This is a genomic window from Streptomyces sp. NPDC026062 (genome assembly GCF_055568375.1).
In genome coordinates this window covers 125,407-145,638 of record NZ_JBVHOQ010000019.1, presented here as the reverse complement: position 1 = coordinate 145,638, position 20,232 = coordinate 125,407, and the positions used below count along the sequence as shown (strand labels likewise).

Below are 20,232 nucleotides of genomic sequence, written 5' to 3'. Positions count from 1 at the left end.
GTCGGCGGCCGGGGCAGGGCTCTCCTCCCCCGCCATCGGCCGGGGCAGGGCCACCCCCGGTCGTCGTCCCCGGCAAACGGCTCGTCGGGTCTCCGCAGGGACCGGGTCCGCCCGTAGCGCGCCCCCGGGGGCGGGCCGGGCGCGCGTCAGCGCCCCCGCAGTTCCCCCTTCACCACCTTGCCGCTCGCGTTGCGCGGGAGCTCGCTGACGAACTCCACCGCCCTCGGCACCTTGTAGTTCGCCATCTCCCGCCGTGACCACGCGATCAGGTCGTCCGCCGTCACCGTCGCGCCCGGCCTGCGCACCGCGTACGCCTTGCCGACCTCGCCGAGGCGGGGGTCGGGGATGCCGATCACCGCGACATCGGCGACGTCCGGATGCAGGCCCAGGAGCTGTTCGATCTCCGCCGGGTAGGCGTTGAAGCCGCCGACGATGAACATGTCCTTGATCCGGTCCGTGATGCGCAGGTTGCCGTCCTCGTCGAGGACGCCCACGTCGCCGGTGTGCAGCCAGCCGTCCGAGGTGACCGTGGCGGCCGTCGTCTCCGGGTCCTCGAAGTAGCCGCTCATCACATGGAAGCCCCGGACCACGATCTCGCCCTGGGTGCCGGGGGCGGCCAGCACGCGGAGTTCCGTTCCGGGGATCGCCCGGCCCGAGGTGGAGGCGATCACCTCGGCCGGGTCGCCCTGCCGGCACATCGTGACGATGCCGCTCGCCTCGGAGAGGCCGTACGCGGTCAGGACCGTGGCGATGTTCAGTTCCGTACGGAGCCGTTCGACCAGCTGGAGAGGGACCACCGCCGCCCCTGTCACGACCAGGCGCAGGGCCGAGAGGTCGTGGGAGGAACGGGCCGGGTGGTCCAGTAGGGACTGGTGGAGTGTGGGCGGGCCGGGGAGGACCGAGATGCGTTCGGCGGCGATGTTCGCGAGGACCGTGTCCACGCTGAAGACCGGCTGCGGGATCATCGTCGCGCCCCGCATCAGGCACGCGATGATGCCCGCCTTGTAGCCGAAGGTGTGGAAGAACGGGTTCACGATCAGATAGCGGTCGCCCTCGCGCAGGCCGGCCAGCTCGCTCCAGATCGCGTAGCAGCGCAGCGTCTGGGCGTGGCTGATGACGGCGCCCTTGGGACGGCCCGTGGTGCCCGAGGTGTAGATGATGTCGGACGCGGCGGACGGTTCGACGGCGTCGGCCCGCGCCCGTACCCGCTCCGGGGATATCCGCTCCCCGCCCGCCAGGAAGTCCTTCCAGGTCACATAGTCGTCGGGCGCCGAGTCGGCGAGCACCACCACCTTCTCCAGATGCGGGAGTTCGGCCTCGGACCGGCGCAGGGACGCGACGTACGACGTACCGAGGAAGGTGCCCGTGACGAAGAGCAGCTTCGCGCGGCTCCGCTCCAGGACGTACGCCGCCTCCGTGCCCTTGAAGCGGGTGTTGAGCGGGACGAGGACGGCCCCCGCGGTCACCGCCCCCAGCGCGGAGACGATCCAGTCCAGGGTGTTGGGTGCCCAGACCGCGACCCGGTCCCCCGCCTCCACCCCCGAGGCCATGCACGCGGCGGCGGCCCGCTCCACGCGTTCACCGAGTTCCCCGTACGTGATCCGGGTGCGGCCGTCGACCACCGCCTCACGCTCCCCGTACCGCCGGGCCGCCGCCCGTACCAGGTTCGGGACGGTGGACCATTCCTCGTCGCCGCGCATCTCGTGCCCTCCCGCCGTCGAACCGGAACGACGTGGCCGCCCCGTAGCTGACTATCCGTCAGATTAGCTGTAGCCTCTGCCGCTGTCAGCAGTCATGACGGCCTCGGAGGTGGCGGGTGGCGACGCTCAAGGACAAGGCGGCGATAGCCGGAATCGGGCAGACAAGGTTCGCGAAACATCTGCCCGAGTCCGAGAAGACCCTGGCGTGCCGGGCGATCACCGCGGCACTCGACGACGCGGGGATCGCCGCGTCGGAGGTGGACGCGTTCGCCTCGTACACGATGGAGGAGACCGACGAGGTCGAGGTCGCCAAGGCGATCGGGGCCGGTGACGTCACCTTCTTCAGCAAGGTGGGGTACGGGGGCGGCGGCTCCTGCGCGACCCTCGCGCATCTCGCCGCGGCCGTCGCCACCGGGCAGGCGAGCGTCGGCGTCGCCTGGCGGTCGCGGAAGCGCGGCTCGGGGCCGAGGCCGTGGAAGAACACCGCCGTGCAGCTGCCCACCCCCGCCCAGTGGACCCGGCCGTACGGGCTGCTGCGCCCCGCCGACGAGATCGGGATGCTCGCCCGGCGGTACATGCACGAGTACGGGGCGACCCGTGACCATCTCTTCAACGTCGCCCTGGCCTGCCGCAACCGGGCCAACCAGAACCCCGACGCGGTGATGTACGAACGGCCGCTGACCCGCGACATGTATATGACCTCGCGCTGGATCAGCGAGCCGCTCTGCCTCTTCGACAACTGCCTGGAGACGGACGGGGCGCTGGCCTGCGTCATCGTCTCCGCCGAGCGGGCCCGCGACTGCCGGCAGAAGCCCGTCTACCTCCACTCCGTCGCCCAGGGCCTCCCCGCCCAGCACCACGGGATGGTCAACTACTGGAACGACGACCCGCTGACGGGACCCGCCTGGACGGCGGCCCGACAGCTCTGGAAGCAGGCCGACTTCGGGCCCGGTGACGTCGATGTCGCCCAGATCTACGACGCGTTCACCCCGCTCATCCCGCTCTCCCTGGAGGGGTACGGATTCTGCGGGCGCGGCGAGGGCGCCGCGTTCACCGAGGGCGGGGCGCTGGAGAGCGGCGGGCGGCTGCCGATCAACACGGGCGGCGGCGGCCTCAGCGAGGGGTACGTGCACGGCTTCAACCTCATCAACGAGGGCGTGAAGCAGTTGCGCGGCATCTCCACCGCCCAGGTCCCCGATGCCTCGACCTGCCTGGTCACCGCCGGGGAGGGCGTCCCCACGTCCGCCGTACTGCTGAGGAACTGAGGAGCGATTCGAGATGGATGGACTGCTGCTGCCCGTCGTCGACGAGGACGGCGCCCCCTTCTGGGAGTACGCGGCCCGCGGCGAACTGCGCGTCCAGGCGTGCGCCGCCCCGGACTGCGGACGGCTCCGCTTCCCGCCCCGGCCGTGCTGCCCGCACTGCCAGTCGTTCGAGAGCGAGTGGCGGGTGATGAGCGGACGCGGCCGCATCTGGTCGTACGTGCTGCCGCATCCGCCCCTGCTGCCCGCGTACGCCGACCAGGCCCCCTACAACGCGGTGATCGTCGAGCTGGCCGACGCTCCGCAGATCCGGCTGGCGGGCAATGTGGTCACGGGTCCCGACGCCTCGCTGAACTCCGTCGATCCGGCGCGGCTGCGGATCGGGGCGGCGGTGAAGGCGGTCTTCTGCCCCGTCTCCCCCGACGCGCCGCCCCTGGTCCGCTGGACGCTGGAGCGGTGATCCGGGATGGCGCTGCGCACGGAGACGAACCAGGGGACCGGGGTCGCGCTGCTGACCCTGGACCGGCCGGCGAAGCTCAACGCGATCGACCTCGCGACCGCCGCCGAACTCGCCGCGGCCTGGCGGGCGTTCCGTTACGACGACGAGGTCAGGGCGATCGTGATCACCGGGGCCGGCGGGCGCGCGTTCTGCACCGGGATCGACCGGGGCGTGGACGTCCCGCAGCCCTCGTCCCCGTACACGATCGACGATCCGCTGCTCACGATCGGACCGAAGGCCAACGACCTGTGGAAGCCGGTGATCGCGGCCGTGGAGGGGATGGCCTGCGGCGGGGCGTTCTATCTGCTGGGTGAGGCGGAGTTCGTCATCGCGTCCGACGAGGCCACGTTCTTCGACCCGCACACCACGTACGGCATGGTCAGCGCGTACGAGGCGATCGCCATGGCGCAGCGGATGCCGTTCGGCGAGGCGGCCAGGATGTCCCTGATGGGGACGGCGGAACGGATCTCGGCCCGTCGTGCGTACGAGACCGGGCTGGTCAGCGAGGTGACGCCGCCCGGCGGCGCGGTGGCGGCGGCGCTCCGGGCGGCGGCGGTCATCGCGTCGTACCCGTCCGGTGGGGTCCAGGGGACGGTACGGGCACTGTGGTCGGCGAAGGAGGCGGCCCGCGCACAGGCCTTCGCCCACGCCCCGCACCTGATCGCGCTCGGGAACCTGGCGCCTGAGCAGCAGGCCGAGCTCTTCGGGGGGCGGGGCGGGGGCGGCGGGTTCCGGCTGCGGTGAACGCCGGACAGGACGGATCCGGGCCCTGCCGAGGGCCGGGTGGGGGGAGTGGTGGCGGTGCGGGTCAGTAGTCGAGCTCGGCCGTGACCGCGCACTTCTTGACCCGCGAGACCTTGCTCGGGCTGTCCATCCGGACGGAGACGGTCTTCGTCTCGCCGCCGTCCGCCTCCACGGTCGCCTCACCGGTGTCTATGGTCTTGCCCGCCACGTCGAGGAAGCTCACGTCGACCTCGTAGGTGTGGCTGCCCTGCGCGTTCGCGGTGAGGCGCACGGTGGAGGCGGTGACGGCCCTGCGCTTGCCCTTGCGGGGCGTCGCGCACCGGAAGACGTACGCCTGCGGGGCGTCCGTCGCGGTCGCGGTGGGGGTCGCGGTGTTGTACGTGGAGCCGGACGAGCTGTAGTCGTCGTCGTAGTCGGAGTCGGTGTCGTGATAGGTGCCGTTGCTCTTCTTGGAGTTGGAGCACCCGCCGCCGCTACTGCTGCTGCTCGACTTGCTCTTTCCGCTCCGGCTCTTGCCGCCCTTGCTGCCGCTGCTGAATCCGGTGAGCGCGAGTACCACGGCCACCAGGACCACGGTGAGCTTCACATGTTGCCGCACCATCGGTACGTCCCCCTTGTGTTGTCCCTTTGCGTACTGCGGCCGGCCGGTCTTCCGGACGGCCGCGCGACACCGTAGCGCACAGCATCGCGGGCCGGCCCCGGCCGTCGGGTCATGACCCTGTCACGGTCTCGTCATCGTCTGTCTGGTGGCGAGGGTCATGGCCCCGGCGTAGCGTCGAGTCGAGAGCGGTGAGTATCCGTGTTGCCGTCCGGCGGCGCCTTCTCCCGCCCCGCGGGAGGTACCGGGCCATGATCCGTAACGTCCTCGGCTCGATCGTCGCTCTCCTAGGAGCGGCGGCCGCCGTGCAGAGCCCCTTCCGTGACTGGTACGACGGCCGCCTCGGGCGGTACTACGAGATCGACGACCTGTTCACCGGTGTCACGGGAGCGCACCCCGCCGTGATCGGCTCGATCCTGCTGCCTTTCCTCTTCGCCGCGGTCCTCGCGGTCGTGGGCGTGGTGCTCCGCTACCGGCCGATGGTCGCCCTCGCGGGTGTGGTGGTGCTCGGGTTCACGGTGCTGTGGATGGTGCGCCAGGGCCAGGCGGCGGGCAGCCTGTCCGTCGCGAGCGACGGTTCCGGTCTGCAACAAGGGGTGGCGACCGCGGCGGGCGGTGGGGTGCTGCTTCTGCTGGGTGCGGCGCTGATGTCGGGGCGGGGGCGGAGCCCCGGGCATGAACAGCCCTACGCGGCACCGGGATCGGCGGATCCGGACACCTGGCCGCCGACGCGGGAGCCGGGTCCTTCGGTGCAGACGAGCCCGTGGCCGGAGCCGGAGGTGGACCCGTACGTGGGGCCGTCGTCCAGGCCTGCGCCGGGGCCGGGTTCCGGGGCGCCGGGTCAGGGTTCCGGGTCGTCGGAGCCGCCCTCGGACTCGGGCCAGGACCGGCCGGACGACCCGGGCAGATCACACCCGTCCGGCGGCTGAGGACGAAGCGGCCCCCGGACGCACCCGCACACCTCGTCCCCCGGCCGGAAGGCCTACGCGCGGGCGCGGTTGCCCGTGCCGGTGCCCTTCAGCGCGTCCAGCGCGTACACGCAGCGGTCCTTGCTGCACGCGTAGACCACACCGCCCTGCGCCACCGGCGAACCCGTGATCTCGCCGCCCGTGGCGAGCTTCCAGCGGAGCTGGCCGCCCACCGCGTCCAGGGTGTACAGGACGTGGTCCGCCGAGCCGAAGTGGACGCGGCCGTCGGCGACGACCGGTGCGCCCACGACCTCGCCGCCCGCCGCGAACCGCCACTTCGGGGTGCCCGTGACCGCGTCCAGGGTGTACAGCGCGCTGCCGCTGCCGACGTGCACGTTGCCCGCCACCACCAGCACCGGCTCGATCGACTGGCGGGACTCCGTGGCGATGCGCCAGCGGTCCTTGCCGGTCGAGGCGTCCAGCGCGTACACCGTGCCGAGGTAGTCCGCGAGATACACCCCGCCCCCGGTGACGGCCGGGCCGGGAGCGAAGGCGGGCGGCGAGAGGAAGACCGCCGGGGACTCGAAGTGCCAGCGCACATGGCCGGAGACGATGTCCACGGCGAGGACCCGGGTCCCCGCGGCGACGTACGCGTAGCCGTCCGGCGCCGGGGTCACCCGGACCGGCACCCCTCCGCAGGAGGCCGCGTCGCCGACCGGGTAGGACCAGCGCTCGGTGCCGGTACGGGCCTCGACGGCCCGCAGCCGGGCGTCCTGCCAGACGTAGACCGTGCCGTCGTGGAGGGCCGGTCCGGCCTCCGAGGTCTCGAAGTCCGTCTGGGCGCCGGTCATCTCCCAGAGCTTCTCGCCCGTGGCCGCCTCCCACGCCTGGACGCCGCCGCCCCGGGTGCCGGTGACGACCGTGCCGCGCTCGGCCTTCAGGGAGTACACCCACGCGTCGGTCTGCACCCGCCACCGCTCGCCGCCGCTCGCCGCGTCCAGGGCGTAGAGCGAAGGCCCGTCGGAGGCGAGGATGCTGCCGCCGTCCACGGCCATCGCCCAGGCCACGTCACGGGTCTTGAACTGGCGCCGCCCGTTGCCGGTGTCCAGCGCGTGCACCTCGAAGGAGGTGACGTACAGCAGGTCACCGACGACGACGGGGGTCCCCCACACGTCGTTCGACATCCGGAACCGCCAGGGCCGCCAGCGTCCCGGGGCGGCGGGCGGGTCGGGCTCGCGCGCCGGGGCGGGCACGAGGGCGGTCGGGGCGGTGACCGCCCCGGCGGGCGGGCGCACCCAGCCGGTCGCCGGACCGGCCTCGGCCGCGGCCGCCGAGGCGCGTACGTCCTGGGCACGCGGGCCCGGACCGATCGGCACCTGAACGCCGGTCAGCCGCACCGGACCGCCCGAGTCGGGTGTCCGCGCCGGCACGGCGGCCGGCAGGCGGCCCTCGCCGCCGCCGCGCCAGGCGTTGTCCCAGTCGGCGGCCGACGGCCTCGGCGGCGCCACGGGCGCGGGCGGAACGGGCGGGGGCGGAACCGGCGCGGGCGGGGCGACGGCGACCGCGCGTCCGCCGCCCCGGCGCTGCTCGATCATCGCGGTGGCGGACGCCGGCAGCCATGCCGACGCCGTACCGCTGTCGTCGCTGCCGGAGGCGAAGAGGTGCGGGGAGAGCTGGGCCTGCAACTCGGCGGGGGTGGGCCGGAGCGAGGCGTCCATCTGCATGCACGACTCGATCAGCGGACGCAGATCGTCGGGCAGCCCGCTGACGTCGGGACCCTCGCGCAGCAGCATGAAGACCGTCTCGACCGGGTTGGCCCCGTGGAACGGCGCATGGCCGGTCGCGGCGAAGACGAGCGTCGATCCGAGCGAGAAGATGTCGCTGGCGCCGGTGACACTGCGCGAGTCCCGCGCCTGCTCGGGCGACATGTAGGCGGGCGTGCCCACGGCGACGTTCGTCATGGTGAGCCGGGTGTTGGAGACACCGGAGGCGATCCCGAAGTCGATCACCCGGGGGCCGTCCTCGACGACGAGCACGTTCGACGGCTTCATGTCGCGGTGGACGAGCTTCGCCCCGTGGATCGACTGAAGGGCCTCCGCGATGCCGGCCGCCAGCCAGCGCACGGCCTGCGTCGGCATCGGCCCGCACTCATTCACTATCTCTTCGAGCGAGGGCGCGGGCACATAGGCGGTGGCGAGCCAGGGCACGGCGGCCCTCGGATCGGCGTCGACCACGGCGGCGGTGTAGAAGCCGCTGACGGCGCGGGCGGCCTCCACCTCGCGCGTGAAGCGGACCCGGAACAGCTGATCCTCGGCCAGTTCCGTACGGACCGTCTTGATCGCCACCCGCCGGCCGGACGCCGAACGGGCGAGATAGACCAGCCCCATGCCACCGGCCCCGAGCCGTCCCAGCACCTCGAACGGGCCGATCCGCCTAGGGTCGTGCTGCGTCAGCTGCTCCACCACTTGCCTGCCACCTCCCCGTACGGACCTCCGTGAGGAGTTGTCCGCGAAAAACCCGCCGTGTGCAGCGGCTCATCAGTGGGCACCGCCCGCCGGTGCGCACCCCGATTCTTCCTGGCCGAGGCCCGGGTGGCGAACCCGGGGGCGGATCGGGGTGTCCCGTGCCACTCCGGCCCGTATCAGGACACCGACGGCTGAAGTATGGCGAAGACGGCACCCTGGTCGTCCTGGAGAACCGCCATGCGACCGTACGGGATGTCGAAGGCAGGCGCCGAGATCCGGCCACCGAGCCGGACGGCGGTACGGACCGACGCGTCGCAGTCCGCCACGGCGAAGTAGCTGAGGAAGTAGCTGGGCATCTCGGCCGGGAGCGCGTCCGTGATGACGCTGCGCCCGCCGACCGCGGTGCCGGGGCCCGGTTCGGTGCCGGCCGGGGACCACACGCGGTAGTCCACACCGGCCTCGGCGGTGCCCGGATCGCCGGTGCCCGCCTCGTCGAGGTCCGTGGAGCGGAAGCCGAAGACCTCCTCGTAGAAGGCGTCGACCTGCTCCTTGCGCCGGGTGCAGACCTCGGTCCAGCAGAAGGAGCCGGGCTCGTTCTGCTTCTGGAAGCCCTGGTGTTCACCCGCCTGCCAGAGACCGAACACCGCACCCCCGGGGTCGGCGGCCTGGGCGAGCACCCCGGACCGGCCGGCCCGGACCGGGTCGGTGATCACCTGACCGCCGGACTCGCGGATCCGGGCGACGGAGGCGCCGATGTCGTCGGTGGCGAAGTAGACCCCCCAGGCGGTCGGCATCCGGCCGTCCCGCTTGGCGGCGAGGGCCGCGACGAGCTTTCCGTCGCTGAGGGCGTCGGCGAAGGGGCCGTCGCCCGCCCGGAAGGTCCAGCCGAAGAGCTCGCCGTAGAAGCGCTTGCCCGCTTCCAGGTCGGGGAGCTGCACATCCACCCAGCACGGCGCGGACTGCGCGAATGCGGCCATGAGCCCGGATCCTTCCGTCGCGATGACGCTCCTACGTGGTGACGCTCGTCACACCCAACGTAGCCGCGCACCGGCTCGCCCGCGCTCCAGCCCCTCCGATGCGAACACATTTTCGATACACGACCTGCGGACACCCCTGTCACGGAAAGTTATCCACCGAAGTTGTCCACAGGCTGTTGATAACACTAATCAGACTGTGGACATCGAGAGGGAGACCGTGGGGCGCATCCCCCAAAACCCCCTCAGTTCCCCCACCGCGCCTGCCGGACTCCCCATTTGCAGTCGGCCGAATCGCGCTCCGATCACCCGTCGGTAAGCTGACGGCATGACAGGACAAGTACGCACCGTAGACGGCCGCGTGGCCGGTCGACGCGGACAGGCAACGCGGCAGAAGCTGCTCGACTGCCTCAGCGAGATGCTCAGCTCCTCGCCGTACCGGGACGTCAAAGTCATCGACGTCGCCCGGAAGGCGGGGACTTCACCCGCAACCTTCTACCAGTACTTCCCCGACGTCGAGGGCGCCGTCCTCGAAATCGCCGAGGAAATGGCCAAGGAGGGTGCCGGACTGACCGAATTGGTCGCCGGGCGCTCCTGGGTCGGCAAGGCCGGATGGCAGACGGCCGAAGACCTCGTCGACGGGTTCCTCGACTTCTGGCGGCGCCACGACGCCATCCTGCGCGTGGTCGACCTCGGTGCGGCCGAGGGCGACAAGCGGTTCTACAAGATCCGCATGAAGATCCTGAACTCGGTCAACAACTCCCTTACGGACGCGGTGAAGGAGCTCCAGGCCAAGGGCAAGGTCGACAAGGACGTCAGCCCCGCGGCGATGGCGGGCTCGCTGGTCGCGATGCTGGCAGCGGTCGCCTCGCATCAGAAGGGCTTCACCACCTGGGGCGTCAAGCAGGCCGAACTCAAGCCGAACCTCGCGCTGTTGGTGCACTTGGGCATCACCGGCAGGAAGCCGACCAAGTAGCGCCCGCGCCGGAACCCCGTACTGGGTGACGCGCGGTGATCCCGGGCACCCCAGGTCCTGTCTCACCGACGGCGGACCACGCATGTGGTCCGCCGTCGGTGTACCCGGACGGAGGAGGACCGGGCTTCCGCGTCACACGGGACCGTCACGCACCTCCGACGGACCTGCCGTCCCCGGCTGTTCCGGCAGACCCACCGTTCCCGGCCGCTCCGACGGGCCCACCGTCTCCGGCCGCTCCTGCCGCTCCAGCCGGAACAGCCGGATCTGGCGGTCGATCCGGGCCTGGTACGCCGCGTAGGGCGGCCAGAACTTCAGCGCCGCCTCCCACACCCGGGCCCGCTCCTCCCCCTCCAGCAGCCTTGCCCGTACCGGGATGTCTCGGCCCTTCCAGTTGATGACGGCCGCCTCCGGACGCGCCAGCAGGTTCGCCGTCCAGGCCGGATGCCCCGGACGGCCGAAGTTGCTGCCGACCAGAATCCAGCTGCCCCGCTCTCCGTCACCCGGCTGCGGCATACAGGCCAGCGGAGTGGTCCTGAGCTGCCCGCTGCGCGCCCCCGGCACCGTCAGCACCACCCCCGGCAGCATCTGCGCGCTGAGCAGCACCCGGCCTCGGGTGAGCCGGTGCACCGTGCGGTCCATGGCGGGCACCACATGCGGGGCGAGCCGCGCGAAGACGCGCGTCGAGGACACCTTCTGGACGAGCCGGACCCCGGGCGCCATCAGACCGCCACCTGTCCGGCAGGCCCGTACCCGGCACCCTGCCCGTAGCCCGCGCCCCGCCCGTTCCCGGCACCCTGCCCATGCCCGGTCACCTGCCCGTTCCCGGCCGGACCGTCGTGCGCCTCCTGGCCGAACATCCCGGCGCGCTCCGCCGCGTGGTCGCGGAGCCGGTGGACGGGGCCGAGGAGCAGTTCGTCGGACGCGGCCCGCTTGAAGAACAGCTGCGCCTCGTCCTCCCGGGCGCAGCCCGTACCCCCGGGGAGGTGGGCCGCCTCCGCGGTGGTGATCCGCAGCGCCTCCAGCGCCTGGGCGAGAGCCAGCCCGCCGGACTCCGGGTCCCGGGCGGCGTAGTACGCGGCGGAGCGGGCCGCCCGCACGCGTACGTACAGGTCCGCCAGCCGGAGCTTCACGGCCTGGAAGGATCCGGCCGCCCGGCCGGACTTCTCGCTCTCCGCCACATGGTCGGCCGCCCGTTCCAGCGCGCTCGCCGCCGCTCCGGCCGCCTCGGCGGCGAGGGCGACCGCGGCGGTGCGCCCGGTGGCCGCGAGGGCGGCCGTCACGTCCACGGCGTCGTCGGCCCCGAGGAGTTCGGCCTCGGTGTCGCGCAGCTGGATCCGGGCGAGCGGCCGGGTGACGTCGAGCGAGGCCTGCGGGGTGCGCACGAGCCCTGCGGGCGGCTCCGGTCCGTCGGTCCTGACCAGGAACAACAGGGTGCGGCTGCGCGGGAAGCCTCCCGCGTGGGCAGCGACCAGGAGCAGTCCGGCGCTGTGCCCGTCCAGCACCTGGACCGCCTCCCCGTAGAGCCGCCACCCGCCCTCGCCGCCGGCCGGCCGGGCCTGGACACCGCCCGCCCGTCCGCCGCCCGCCCAGGCGCCGCCGGTGAGATCGCCGGTGAGGCCGAGCGCGGTGGACAGCGAGCCGCCGGGGACGGCCAGTGCCGCGGTGAGGTCGCCCGCCGCGAGGGGCGGCAGCAGGGCGGTGCGCTGTTCGCCGGTGCCGAGGGCGAGGATCAGGGGGGCGGCGAGCACGGCGGTGGCGAGCAGGGGGGACGGCAGCAGGGCGCGGCCGGTCTCCTCCAGTGCGACGGCGAGCTCGGCCGGGCCGCGGCCCCCTCCCCCGTACTCCTCGGGGAGGGCGAGTCCGGGCAGCCCGAGCTCCCGGGAGAGCCGGCGCCACAGGGCCGTGTCGTACCCGTCCGGTGTCGCGGCGGCGCTCCCGCCGTCGTCGGGGTCATCGGGTGTCGCGGCGGCGCTCCGGGCTCCGGCCGGTCCGCCTCGTTCGGCCAGCAGTTCGCGCAGGGTGCGGCGGATCTCGTCCTGTTCCGCGGTGAAGGCGGCATCCATGGTCGGGCTCCTTCCCATCAGAGGCCGACAGCCTCTGATCTGACGGGCCGTCATGCTAGGGGTGAAGCGGCGAGATTCCCAGAGTCGCGCAGAGCGACGGGCGCCACAGGATCCCTGCCCCGCACGGCGGTTCACTCCCCCTCATCTGATGTACCGTCAGATTCATGTCTGCCATGCCTTCTTCCCGCCGCAAGGTCGCTGTCGTCGGCATATCCCTCGCCGACTGCGGACGCGTCGACACCGCCACGCCGTACACCCTGCACGCCCAGGCCGCCCGCCGGGCACTCGCCGACTCGGGCCTCGACCGGTCGGTCGTCGACGGCTTCGCCTCCGCCGGGCTCGGCACGCTCGCCCCGGTCGAGGTCGCCGAGTACCTGGGCCTGAAGCCCACCTGGGTGGACTCCACCTCCGTCGGCGGATCGACGTGGGAGGTCATGGCGTCCCACGCGGCCGACGCCATCGCGGCGGGCCGTGCCAACGCCGTACTGCTGGTGTACGGATCGACGGCCCGAGCGGACATCAAGGCGGGCCGCCGCACGTCGAACCTCTCGTTCGGGGCCCGCGGCCCGCTCCAGTTCGAGGTGCCGTACGGACACTCGCTGATCGCCAAGTACGCGATGGCCGCCCGCCGCCATATGCACGAGTACGGCACCACCCTGGAGCAGCTGGCCGAGGTGGCCGTGCAAGCGCGGGCGAACGCGGCGGCCAACCCGGACGCGATGTTCCGCGCCCCTGTCACGGTCGACGAGGTGCTGTCGGGGCCGATGATCGCCGACCCGTTCACCAAGCTGCACTGCTGCATCCGCAGCGACGGCGGCTGCGCGGTGCTGCTGGCGGCCGAGGAGTACGTACCGGACACGGCGAAGGCGCCCGTATGGATCCTCGGCAGCGGTGAGCACGTCTCGCACTCCACCATGTCGGAGTGGGACGACTTCACGGTCTCCCCCGCCGCCGTCTCGGGCCGGCTCGCCTTCGAACGGGCGGGGGTGCGGCCTGCGGACATCGACCTGGCCGAGATCTACGACGCGTTCACCTATATGACGCTGGTGACGCTGGAGGACCTGGGTTTCTGCGCCAAGGGCGAGGGCGGGCCGTTCGTGGAGAAGGGCCGCACGGGCCTCACCGGCGAGCTCCCGGTCAACACGGACGGCGGCGGCCTGTCCGCCTGCCATCCCGGGATGCGGGGACTGTTCCTGCTGGTGGAGGCGGTACGCCAGCTGCGCGGCGAGGCGGGGGACCGGCAGGTGCGCAAGGCGGGGGGCCGGCTGCCGGAACTGGCGGTGGCGTCGGGGACGGGCGGCTGGTTCTGCTCGTCGGGGACGGTGGTGCTGGGACGCGGGTGAGGCCCCGTCCCGGACTCACCGGCGCGGGCCGACCGGCCCTGGTTCCCCGTCCCGGACCCACACGGCAGCGACGGGCGAGGGCTCCCCGTCGTCGAGTCGAGGCGCACGTCCTCCCGGACTCCGCCGCGCCAGGTCAACGCGCCAGGTCAAATGGTCACATGACCCACGCATCGGCCTCCGCCGCACACCGCACCTTCCTCGGCCTGCTCCACGCCCAGCGCGTCTGGGACATCGAGCTTCCCGCCTTCGACCCGGCCGAGGCGCCTCCCGCGCCCCTCCCCCTCTTCCACGCCTGGTTCGCCGAGGCGGTCGCCGCCGGGCAGACCGAGCCGCACACGATGACGCTGGCGACGGCCGGCGCCGAGGGCCTGCCCGACGTACGGACCCTGATGCTGCACGACGCGGACGAGCGCGGCTGGCACTTCGCCACGCACGCCACCAGCGCGAAGGGCCGCGAGCTGGCCGCCCGCCCGTACGCCGCGCTCGGCTTCTACTGGCCCGCGCAGGGCAGGCAGGTACGGGTCCGGGGACCCGTCACCGCCTGCTCCCCCGCCGAGAGCGGCGCCGACCTCCACGCCCGCTCGACGGGCGCCCTCGCCTCCGCCCTGGTGGGGCGGCAGAGCGAGGTGCTGGGCTCGACGGGGGAACTCGACCGGGCATCGGACGCCGCCTGGCAGCGGGCCCGGGAGGAACCGGACGCGGAGGTGGCGAGCTGGACGCGGTACGTGGCCGCGCCGCACGAGGTCGAGTTCTTCCAGGGCGACGCCCGGCGGCGGCACGTACGGCTGCGCTACCGCCAGGACGGTACGGGCTGGGAGCGGGAGCTGCTCTGGCCCTGACCGGCCGCGCCGCCCCGGCGCACCGGGTCAGGTGATCGTGATGGCCTGTACGGGGCAGGCTCGGGCGGCCTCGCCGACCATGGGTCCGGGCTCGGCCTCCGCCAGGAGTTCGCTGAGCCCGTCGTCGTCCTGGGTGAACACCTTCGGTGCGGCGAGCGCGCACTGCCCGGCGCCGATGCACACGTCCCTGTCGATGTCGATCCGCATGTCCGTCCGTCCTTCCGCCCGGTCTCCGGTCACCACGTCACGGGCAGTTCGAGGAGCCCCTGCACCGTGTCCCCCGGTTTGAACGGGATCTCCTCGGCCGGCACCGCCAGCCGCAGTCCGGGCAGCCGGCCGAAGAGCGCGGGCAGCGCGATCTCCAGTTCGGCCCGCGCGAGGTTCTGGCCCAGGCACTGGTGGATACCGAAGCCGAAGGCGACGTGGTTGCGCGCACCGCGTGCGAGGTCCAGCTCGTCGGGCGCGGGGTAGACGGACTCGTCCCGGTTGATCACCGAGGCGGACAGCAGGACACCGTCGCCCGCCCGGAGGGTCACCCCGCCTACCTCGATGTCCTCGACAGCCACCCGGGAGATCCCGTCGGCGATGGACAGGAAGCGGAGCAGCTCCTCCACCACGGCGGTCATCCCGTCGGGGCCGCCCGCACGCATCAGAGCCAGCTGGTCCGGGTGCTGGAGCAGGGTGAGGGTGCCGAGCGAGATCATGTTCGCGGTCGTCTCGTGGCCGGCCACGAGCAGGATCTGGGCCAGCCGCACCAGCTGGTCGAGGTCGACCGCCCCGGTCTCCAGCTGCTGGGCGATGAGCTCGTCGAGCAGCCCGTCGCCCGGGTCGCGCCGCTTGCTCGCGATCAGGGTGCGGAAGTACTCGTCGAGCGCATCCCGTGCCGCGTCGACGTCGGAGCCGGCCGGGCCGCGCAGCAGCTTGCGGGACTGCGCCTCGAAGAACTCGTGGTCCTCGTAGGGCACGCCGAGCAGCGCGCAGATGACCATGGAGGGCACGGGCAGCGCGAAGGCGTTGACCAGCTCGGCCGGCGGTCCCTGTTCGACCACCGTGTCGAGCAGCCGGTCGACGATCTGCTGGATGCTCGGCCGGAGCGCCGCCGCCCGCCTCACCGTGAAGCTCGGGATCAGCATCCGGCGCTGCACGTTGTGCTCCGGATCGTCGAGGCCGAGCAGTTCGACGCGCCGCTGGGAGGTGTCCGCCAGCCGGGGCGCGAAGAACGGGAAGGCGGGATTCTGCCGGTCGGACGAGAGCCTGGGGTCCACCAGCAGGGCCCTTGCCTCGGCGTGTCCGGTCACCAGCCACACCGTACGGCCGTCGAAGAGCCGGACGCGGGAGACCGACTGCTGGCCCCGGCTCGCGCTCGGGTAGCCGGTCGGCGGGTGATACGGGCAGGTGCGGTTCTGCGGGAAGGGAACGGTCTCGGTCTGTGTCATGGCGGACCTCACGAGGAGAAGGGGGGTGTCCTACCGATCACGCACTACTAGATGCCTCAGGCACCTAAATGGGTAGGCGGTCTTCGGCCAAATCTCCCGAAGCGCACGGTCTTATCCGCTTTGAACAGCGGAGGAGCACTATGGGAGGCAAGGCGAGGACTGGAGGTCACCGATGACCAAAACCCGTAGCCGGTACGCCCCGGACCGCGGCCTGACCACACGCATGGTCACCACCATGTTCCTGATCGGCCTGCTGTACGTGGTCCTGGTCGGCGTACTGCTTGCCGTACTGCGCGGCGCCTGGCCGATCATCCTGATCATCACCGGTGGCATGTTCGTCGCCCAGTTCTGGTTCAGCGACCGCATCGCGGCCTTCAGCATGGGCGCCCGCGAGGTCACCCCCGCACAGGCGCCCGAGCTGCACGGCGCGATCGACCGGATCTGCGCGCTCGCCGACATGCCCAAGCCCCGGGTCGCCATCGCCGAGAGCGACGTACCGAACGCCTTCGCCACCGGCCGCAGCGAGAAGACGGCCCTCGTCTGCGCCACGACGGGACTGCTGCGAAGACTGGAGCCGGAGGAGCTGGAGGGCGTCCTCGCGCACGAGATGTCGCATGTCGCCCACCGCGATGTGGCGGTCATGACGATCGCCTCGTTCCTCGGCGTCCTCGCCGGCATCATCACCCGGGTGGCCCTGTGGGGCGGCTTCTCCCGCAACAGCCGCAGCAACGACCCCATGGGCATCGCGATCATGCTGATCCCGCTGATCAGCGCCGTCGTCTACGCCCTGAGCTTCCTCCTCACCCGGCTGCTCTCCCGCTACCGCGAGCTGTCCGCCGACCGCACGGCCGCCCTGCTCACCGGCAAACCGTCGACCCTCGCGTCCGCCCTCACCAAGGTCAGCGGGCAGATGGCCCGTATCCCGACGGAGGACCTGCGGAAGGCGGAGCCGTACAACGCCTTCTACTTCGTCCCCGCCTTCTCCTCCAAGGAGAGCCTGAGCCGACTGCTCTCCTCGCACCCGACCCTGGAACAGCGCCTGGACCAGCTGGCCCGCATCTCCGCCGATCTGTCCCGTCCGTAAGGAGTCCCCGTGGGCCTGCTCGACACCATCCTGGGCCGCAGCAAGCCGGTCCGCCCCGACCTCGACCAGCTCTTCGCCGTCCCGTCCGCCGCGCTCACCCTCCAGGCCGCGACGGGTCTCGTCCCGACCGGCCGGGGCTCGGTGTGTTTCGCGGGCGTGGAGGGCGCCACCTTCGCCCGTATCCAGCAGGACGTACGGGAACTGCTCGACGCGGACACGGAGCGCGGCGGGATCCCGGTGGAGTTCAGCCGGGACTCGTACGGCTACACCTGGCTGCTCGCCCGTCAGCCGGCCGAGGACGTCGCCGCGCTGGTCAACGACCTGCACGCGGTCAACACCCTGCTCCAGGACGGCGGTTTCGGCCCGCAGCTGCTCTGCTCGCTGATCGGCTTCCGGGATACGGAGGGGCGGGCACTGGCACTGGTCTATCTCTACAAACGCGGCACGTTCTACCCGTTCGCCCCGGTGCCGGGAGGTGGCGAGAAGCGTGACAACCAGCTGGAGTTGCAGGTGCGCGCCGCCCTGGGGGACGACCTGCGGGTGGAGAAGGACCTCGCGCGGTGGTTCCCGGTGTGGGGGGCGCCGGGGCTGTGACGCCCCCCATCCGCCGGAAGCACCGGACTCGTCAGGCCGCCGGGGCCACCGGAGCTCCGTCCTCGCGCGCGGAGGACAGCGCGGCCTCGACCACCGCGACCGCCGCGTGCATGTCGGCCGCCGTCACCAGCGGGGTCCGCCCGTAACGGATGTCGTCGCGGAACTCCTCGAACAGCCGCCGCAGCGCCGCCGTCCCGGCGTGCCCGCCGATCTGCCGGGGCGCGGCGACCCCGTCCGCCCCGCGCACCGAGAACGCCGGGGCGTCCTCGTCGGCGAGGACATGACCGTGCGAGCCGAGCACGCGCAGGCTCGACGAGACGGGCGCGGGGCCGACACCGGCGGGCGTACGGGCCACGGTGACGGTGGCCACCACCCCGTTGCGCAGCCGCAGCGAGAGAACCGCCGCGTCCTCGACACCGTAGGCGCCGTGCGGGCCGTCGAAGAGCGGCGTACGGGGTGCGGCGCTGCTGAAGGCGACGACCTCCTCGACGTCGAGGCCGGTGAGGTGGCGGATGGCCAGGGCCGGGTACCACCCGAAGTTCATCAGCTCGCCGCCGCCGGACAGGGCCGGGTCGCAGACGAGTTCGGGGCGCTCGACGGTCGCGCCTTCGAGCCCGCCCGCCGCGAGCCACTCCACGTCCACGGCCAGCGGCAGACCGATCGCACCGGAGTCGACGATCCGCCGGGCCCGCACGATCTGGGGCGAGTAGAGGCGGTGCACGGCGGTGAGCAGCCCGCGCGAGCGTCCGGCGGCGTCCCGCAGCCGCAGCGCGTCGCGCGAGTCGGTCGCCGCGGGCTTGTCGACGACGACGTGGCAGCCGGCTTCGAGCGCTCGCACGGCGAGGTCGACGTGGCGCGTGGGCTCGCTGCACACGAGGGCGATGTCGCAGGCGGCGAGGCCCTCGTCCAGGTCGAGCAGCGGGATGCCCGTCGCCCGCGCCAGGGCGGCGCTGTCCTCGGCGAAGGGGCTGTCGGCGGTGTCGGCGCAGCCGATGGCCTCGAACCCGGGCATGGACTTCAGCATCGGTACGTAGTCGCGGGCGTGCCGGACCCCGGATGCGATGAGGACTCTCATGTCAGCAGACCTCCTTGACGTCGACGGGCCGGCCTTCGTCGGCACTGAGCTGCGCCGCCAGAGCGGCGGCGAGGGCGGCGCGCACCTGGTGGGGCGCGGTCAACGGGGCCGCGGCACCGTCGAGCACGTCGCGCAGGTGCCGGGTCTGCTCGGTCATCGCGCCCTCGATCGAGGCGGGGGCGACGGGGGACGCGGCGTGCACGCGCGGCTCGTCCTCGCTGCTGTGGTGCAAGGTGCCGGACGTGCCGGAGAGCATGAGCCGGCGGACGAAGGTGCCGCGCTGGACGAGGGCGTAGCAGAGCTCGATGGTGGCGAGGGCGCCGCCGGCGAAGCGTACGAGGATCTGGAAGCTGTCGGGCGTCGGCATCCCGGCGGCCCAGGTGTTGCAGGGGCGGGCGAACACCCGGACCGGTTCGTCGTCCATGAGCCAGGTCAGCAGGTCGAGGGCGTGCACACCGTTGTGGGCGACGTGGCCCCCGGAGCGGGCCGAGTCCAGCTGCCAGCCGCGCCACCCCCCGGACCAGACATGCCCGGTGTACCAGGTGAGGTGGGCCAGGCGGGGCGTGCCGATCGCGCCTTCGGCGACCGCGCGCGCGATCTCCAGGTGGACGGGCTGGAAGCGGGCCGTCTGGGCGACGAGCAGGGGCCGGTCCGCGGCCTTCGCGGCGGCGAGGATCCTGTCCGCGTCGGCCACGTTCAGCGCGGCGGGCTTCTCCAGCAGGACCGCCCGGCCGGCCCGGAGCGCGGCCACGGAGAGGTCGGCGTGCGACTCGGGCGAGGTGCACACGGCGGTCACGTCGACGTCGTCGGACCAGGCGGTGGCCGGGTCGGTGGACCAGGTCGCGCCCTCGGCGAGAGCGGCCAGCGCGGCGGCCCGTTCGGGGTGCCGGTCGACCACGTGGGCCAGCCGCAGCCCCGGGACGCCCGCGAAGGCGGTGACGTGGTCCCTGGCGATGGCGCCCGCCCCGATGACGGCCACACGGTGGTCGCCGCCCTGCCGTCCGGGGCCGCGCGGTCTCTGGTCTCCGGTCACTGGGTCGGGGGTCATACGGCTCCTCGCTCGCGCTTCCTCGTTCACCTTGGACATCAGACATCTTATGTCTGATGTCCAAGGTGAACGGCTTCAGGGTGCCGCAAGCGAGTCGATCCGGGCCCGTCGTACGGGAGATCACGGGAGGGCGGTGGACGCACTTCCCGCTCGGCCCCGGTGAGAGCCGGGACTTCGACCGGCCGCCCGGCGCGAAGCGCTTCGGGCCGACGGCCCGAGACCGGTACGCGGGGATCCGGCCGCGCTCGGCCGCGTGCTTCGCGGACACCCACTCGACGGGACTGCCCGCGTGGATGCGACGGCCGTGCCCCCGTAACTCCGACGGGTCCCGGTCGAGGCCGGGCTGTATCTGAACATCGGTGGCAGGGGGCAGAGGAACTACGACTGCTCCGACCGGTCCTACCCCCTCTCGGCGGCCGTAAGGCTGATCAGGTCCGCGTCGCAGCATTGAGCACGACCCCGCGGTGTGCGGACCCGGGCGGGACCGTGAGCCGCGCCGGTCTTGTCAGCACCGTCCCGGCCGCGCATGGGAGCCTCTTCCCGCTGGGAGTACGGCTCCCCCTGCCTACCTCGGTGCGCGGCTCCGGATCCAGGTCCCCCGGGGCACAGTTGAGTGACCCGGGA

18 protein-coding genes and 1 pseudogene are annotated in these 20,232 nt (G+C 72.6%); 9 read left to right on the top strand and 10 right to left on the bottom strand.

Going from position 1 to position 20,232, the window contains the following annotated elements:
* Positions 1-146: 146 nt before the first annotated feature.
* Positions 147-1,700: a FadD3 family acyl-CoA ligase gene (locus ACZ4LX_RS19480; RefSeq protein WP_467646122.1), complete on the bottom strand. Its 1,554-nt coding sequence runs from the start codon at positions 1,698-1,700 to the stop codon at positions 147-149.
* 116 nt (positions 1,701-1,816) lie between these two features.
* Here ACZ4LX_RS19480 and ACZ4LX_RS19475 point away from each other — a divergent pair, with 116 nt between their 5' ends.
* Genes ACZ4LX_RS19475 through ACZ4LX_RS19465 form a run of 3 tightly spaced genes read left to right on the top strand, consistent with a single transcriptional unit; the run spans position 1,817 to position 4,205 of the window.
* Complete coding sequence (locus ACZ4LX_RS19475) at positions 1,817-2,965, top strand: lipid-transfer protein (protein WP_467646119.1); 1,149 nt, start codon at positions 1,817-1,819, stop codon at positions 2,963-2,965.
* Between the two features lie 13 nt (positions 2,966-2,978).
* On the top strand, positions 2,979-3,422 hold the full coding sequence (locus tag ACZ4LX_RS19470) for a Zn-ribbon domain-containing OB-fold protein (protein ID WP_467646116.1): 444 nt from the start codon (positions 2,979-2,981) through the stop codon (positions 3,420-3,422).
* 6 nt (positions 3,423-3,428) lie between these two features.
* Positions 3,429-4,205, top strand: coding sequence for an enoyl-CoA hydratase/isomerase family protein (locus ACZ4LX_RS19465; protein ID WP_467646114.1), 777 nt, complete (start codon positions 3,429-3,431; stop codon positions 4,203-4,205).
* Positions 4,206-4,269: 64 nt separating this feature from the next.
* Here ACZ4LX_RS19465 and ACZ4LX_RS19460 read toward each other — a convergent pair whose 3' ends face one another.
* Complete coding sequence (locus tag ACZ4LX_RS19460) at positions 4,270-4,806, bottom strand: hypothetical protein (protein ID WP_467646112.1); 537 nt, start codon at positions 4,804-4,806, stop codon at positions 4,270-4,272.
* 248 nt (positions 4,807-5,054) lie between these two features.
* Here ACZ4LX_RS19460 and ACZ4LX_RS19455 point away from each other — a divergent pair, with 248 nt between their 5' ends.
* A complete protein-coding gene (locus ACZ4LX_RS19455) occupies positions 5,055-5,732 on the top strand; it encodes a hypothetical protein (protein WP_467646110.1) in 678 nt (225 codons plus the stop codon).
* A gap of 53 nt (positions 5,733-5,785) precedes the next feature.
* Here ACZ4LX_RS19455 and afsK read toward each other — a convergent pair whose 3' ends face one another.
* Both afsK and ACZ4LX_RS19445 read right to left on the bottom strand, forming a co-directional pair.
* Positions 5,786-8,173 carry a protein serine/threonine kinase AfsK gene (afsK, locus tag ACZ4LX_RS19450; RefSeq protein WP_467646209.1) on the bottom strand — a complete coding sequence of 796 codons (2,388 nt, stop codon included), beginning with the start codon at positions 8,171-8,173 and terminating at the stop codon, positions 5,786-5,788.
* 179 nt (positions 8,174-8,352) lie between these two features.
* Complete coding sequence (locus ACZ4LX_RS19445; RefSeq protein ID WP_467646107.1) at positions 8,353-9,153, bottom strand: VOC family protein; 801 nt, start codon at positions 9,151-9,153, stop codon at positions 8,353-8,355.
* Positions 9,154-9,478: 325 nt separating this feature from the next.
* Here ACZ4LX_RS19445 and ACZ4LX_RS19440 point away from each other — a divergent pair, with 325 nt between their 5' ends.
* Positions 9,479-10,126: a TetR family transcriptional regulator gene (locus ACZ4LX_RS19440; RefSeq protein ID WP_467646105.1), complete on the top strand. Its 648-nt coding sequence runs from the start codon at positions 9,479-9,481 to the stop codon at positions 10,124-10,126.
* 237 nt (positions 10,127-10,363) lie between these two features.
* Here the strand turns inward: ACZ4LX_RS19440 and ACZ4LX_RS19435 are convergent.
* A pseudogene (locus ACZ4LX_RS19435) lies at positions 10,364-10,846 on the bottom strand (nitroreductase/quinone reductase family protein); the annotation flags it as partial.
* Complete coding sequence (locus ACZ4LX_RS19430; RefSeq protein ID WP_467646103.1) at positions 10,846-12,189, bottom strand: acyl-CoA dehydrogenase family protein; 1,344 nt, start codon at positions 12,187-12,189, stop codon at positions 10,846-10,848. The pseudogene ACZ4LX_RS19435 and the gene ACZ4LX_RS19430, both read right to left, overlap by 1 nt.
* Before the next feature lie 173 nt (positions 12,190-12,362).
* Between ACZ4LX_RS19430 and ACZ4LX_RS19425 the strand changes: the two genes are divergently transcribed.
* Positions 12,363-13,532, top strand: coding sequence for a thiolase C-terminal domain-containing protein (locus ACZ4LX_RS19425; RefSeq protein ID WP_467646205.1), 1,170 nt, complete (start codon positions 12,363-12,365; stop codon positions 13,530-13,532).
* A gap of 158 nt (positions 13,533-13,690) precedes the next feature.
* A complete protein-coding gene (locus ACZ4LX_RS19420) occupies positions 13,691-14,371 on the top strand; it encodes a pyridoxine/pyridoxamine 5'-phosphate oxidase (protein WP_467646101.1) in 681 nt (226 codons plus the stop codon).
* Positions 14,372-14,398: 27 nt separating this feature from the next.
* On the opposite strand, the gene ACZ4LX_RS19415 is transcribed toward ACZ4LX_RS19420, so the two are convergent.
* The gene (locus tag ACZ4LX_RS19415) at positions 14,399-14,578 is read right to left on the bottom strand and encodes a ferredoxin (protein ID WP_326737991.1); all 180 of its coding nucleotides are present in this window, start codon (positions 14,576-14,578) and stop codon (positions 14,399-14,401) included.
* A 29-nt stretch (positions 14,579-14,607) separates the two neighbouring features.
* Positions 14,608-15,807 carry a cytochrome P450 gene (locus ACZ4LX_RS19410; RefSeq protein ID WP_467646098.1) on the bottom strand — a complete coding sequence of 400 codons (1,200 nt, stop codon included), beginning with the start codon at positions 15,805-15,807 and terminating at the stop codon, positions 14,608-14,610.
* 172 nt (positions 15,808-15,979) lie between these two features.
* Here ACZ4LX_RS19410 and htpX point away from each other — a divergent pair, with 172 nt between their 5' ends.
* A complete protein-coding gene (gene htpX / locus ACZ4LX_RS19405; protein ID WP_467646096.1) occupies positions 15,980-16,891 on the top strand; it encodes a zinc metalloprotease HtpX in 912 nt (303 codons plus the stop codon).
* 9 nt (positions 16,892-16,900) lie between these two features.
* Positions 16,901-17,485, top strand: coding sequence for a PspA-associated protein PspAB (gene pspAB, locus ACZ4LX_RS19400; RefSeq protein WP_467646093.1), 585 nt, complete (start codon positions 16,901-16,903; stop codon positions 17,483-17,485).
* A 31-nt stretch (positions 17,486-17,516) separates the two neighbouring features.
* Here pspAB and ACZ4LX_RS19395 read toward each other — a convergent pair whose 3' ends face one another.
* Entirely contained in the window at positions 17,517-18,560 is a 1,044-nt protein-coding gene (locus ACZ4LX_RS19395; RefSeq protein WP_467646088.1) for a Gfo/Idh/MocA family protein, read from the bottom strand.
* Between the two features lies 1 nt (position 18,561).
* Positions 18,562-19,608 (bottom strand): Gfo/Idh/MocA family protein, encoded by a 1,047-nt coding sequence (locus ACZ4LX_RS19390; protein ID WP_467646085.1) that lies wholly within the window; start codon positions 19,606-19,608, stop codon positions 18,562-18,564.
* Positions 19,609-20,232 lie beyond the last annotated feature (624 nt).

What these genes read in the sequence shown, in the direction of transcription:
- ACZ4LX_RS19480 (WP_467646122.1), bottom strand. Translation starts at nt 1,700, where the DNA reads ATGCGCGGCGACGAGGAATGGTCCACCGTCCCGAACCTGGTACGGGCG.
- ACZ4LX_RS19470 (WP_467646116.1), top strand. Translation starts at nt 2,979, where the DNA reads ATGGATGGACTGCTGCTGCCCGTCGTCGACGAGGACGGCGCCCCCTTC.
- ACZ4LX_RS19465 (WP_467646114.1), top strand. Translation starts at nt 3,429, where the DNA reads ATGGCGCTGCGCACGGAGACGAACCAGGGGACCGGGGTCGCGCTGCTG.
- ACZ4LX_RS19460 (WP_467646112.1), bottom strand. Translation starts at nt 4,806, where the DNA reads ATGGTGCGGCAACATGTGAAGCTCACCGTGGTCCTGGTGGCCGTGGTA.
- ACZ4LX_RS19455 (WP_467646110.1), top strand. Translation starts at nt 5,055, where the DNA reads ATGATCCGTAACGTCCTCGGCTCGATCGTCGCTCTCCTAGGAGCGGCG.
- ACZ4LX_RS19445 (WP_467646107.1), bottom strand. Translation starts at nt 9,153, where the DNA reads ATGGCCGCATTCGCGCAGTCCGCGCCGTGCTGGGTGGATGTGCAGCTC.
- ACZ4LX_RS19440 (WP_467646105.1), top strand. Translation starts at nt 9,479, where the DNA reads ATGACAGGACAAGTACGCACCGTAGACGGCCGCGTGGCCGGTCGACGC.
- ACZ4LX_RS19430 (WP_467646103.1), bottom strand. Translation starts at nt 12,189, where the DNA reads ATGGATGCCGCCTTCACCGCGGAACAGGACGAGATCCGCCGCACCCTG.
- ACZ4LX_RS19425 (WP_467646205.1), top strand. Translation starts at nt 12,363, where the DNA reads ATGCCTTCTTCCCGCCGCAAGGTCGCTGTCGTCGGCATATCCCTCGCC.
- ACZ4LX_RS19420 (WP_467646101.1), top strand. Translation starts at nt 13,691, where the DNA reads ATGACCCACGCATCGGCCTCCGCCGCACACCGCACCTTCCTCGGCCTG.
- ACZ4LX_RS19415 (WP_326737991.1), bottom strand. Translation starts at nt 14,578, where the DNA reads ATGCGGATCGACATCGACAGGGACGTGTGCATCGGCGCCGGGCAGTGC.
- ACZ4LX_RS19410 (WP_467646098.1), bottom strand. Translation starts at nt 15,807, where the DNA reads ATGACACAGACCGAGACCGTTCCCTTCCCGCAGAACCGCACCTGCCCG.
- htpX (WP_467646096.1), top strand. Translation starts at nt 15,980, where the DNA reads ATGACCAAAACCCGTAGCCGGTACGCCCCGGACCGCGGCCTGACCACA.
- ACZ4LX_RS19395 (WP_467646088.1), bottom strand. Translation starts at nt 18,560, where the DNA reads ATGAGAGTCCTCATCGCATCCGGGGTCCGGCACGCCCGCGACTACGTA.
- ACZ4LX_RS19390 (WP_467646085.1), bottom strand. Translation starts at nt 19,608, where the DNA reads ATGACCCCCGACCCAGTGACCGGAGACCAGAGACCGCGCGGCCCCGGA.